At 74.6% G+C, this 1128-nt stretch carries 2 protein-coding genes and 1 pseudogene; 2 read left to right on the forward strand and 1 reads right to left on the reverse strand.

What is annotated here, in order from left to right; translation table 11 throughout:
- Nucleotides 1-183 (forward strand): annotated as a pseudogene (locus tag N869_RS18075) (DUF6350 family protein); the annotation flags it as partial.
- On the opposite strand, the gene N869_RS15295 reads toward N869_RS18075, so the two are convergent.
- On the reverse strand, nucleotides 161-715 hold the full coding sequence (locus N869_RS15295; protein ID WP_035063102.1) for a hypothetical protein: 555 nt from the start codon (nucleotides 713-715) through the stop codon (nucleotides 161-163). The pseudogene N869_RS18075 and the gene N869_RS15295 overlap by 23 nt on opposite strands.
- 61 nt (nucleotides 716-776) lie before the next feature.
- Here N869_RS15295 and purN point away from each other — a divergent pair.
- Nucleotides 777-1128: phosphoribosylglycinamide formyltransferase (purN, locus tag N869_RS15300; RefSeq protein ID WP_269545897.1), on the forward strand; the 352-nt coding region annotated here is incomplete at its 3' end.

Below are 1128 nucleotides of genomic sequence, written 5' to 3' on the forward strand. Positions count from 1 at the left end.
GTCCTCGCTGCCGGTGGGGCCGCGGGCCCGGGGCGTCTGGCCGAGGTCGGTGCCCCGGCCGTCCACACCGGGCTGGCGGTCGCGGGCCTGGGCCTGGTGGGTCTGGTGCTGCTCGCGCTGCCGACGGACCGCCTGCTGCGCGCCTGGGTGGTCGGTGCGCTCACCCGCCGCCGAGGCGGTTGAGCCGCTCGTCGAGACCGTCCCGGTAGTCCCGTTCGCACGCCTGGGTCGCTGAGATCGTCAACGCCCGGTCCAGGCACTGCTGACGTTCCATCTGCAACGGCCACAGCGCGACCATCGCCGTCATGGTGGTGGCCAGCATGGAAGCGAGCAGGAGCCCGGCGATCACGACCGCGAGCATGGTGCCGCGTGCGCCGCTGGTCCACACCGCGACCAGGGCCCTGACCCCGACGACCATCGTCGTGAGGGCGAAGGCCACCGCCGCCACCTGCCACGGGAACGGCAGGGTCGAGGTCACGAGCGTCGCGAGCATCAGCACGGCGAAGTGCAGCACCTGACGGCTGGCGGCCCTGACCTTCTCCGGGTCGGCCGCGGGCCGCTGCGGGCGCTCGGGCCGGGGTTCCTCGGGCCAGCCGCCCTCCGGCTCCGGGCCTCCCTCGTCCTGCGGGGGCCGTGCCACGACCGGTGGCTCGTGCCCGGGAGCATCCTCCTGGTCGCCTTCTCGCCGTGACGGCGGTGCGTAGGGGTTGCTCACGATCGCTCCTCGGTCCGGGCCTGCGGGCCCAGTCTCCCATCCGCTCCGCTATGGTCCTGGCGTGCCCCACAAGCCTGCTGTCGTGCCGTCCACGGCCCGCGTGGTCGTCCTGGTCTCCGGCGGGGGGTCCAACCTCGCCGAGCTGCTGCGCCACCACACCGACCCCGCCTACGGCGCCCGGGTGGTGGGGGTGGTCTCGGACCGCACCGACGCCGGTGGGCTGGACGTGGCCCGTGGCGCGGGTGTCCCCACCGCGGTGGTGGCCCCGGCGGACTTCGCCGACCGCGGGGAGTGGGACCGGGCCATGGCCCAGGCCGTGGCGGTGTTCGACCCCGCCCTGGTGGTCTCGGCCGGGTTCATGCGGATCCTGGGCCAGCCGTTCCTGGAGCGCTTCCCGGACAAGGTCGTCAACA

The organism is Cellulomonas bogoriensis 69B4 = DSM 16987 (genome assembly GCF_000767165.1).
Lineage (GTDB): Bacteria > Actinomycetota > Actinomycetes > Actinomycetales > Cellulomonadaceae > Actinotalea > Actinotalea bogoriensis.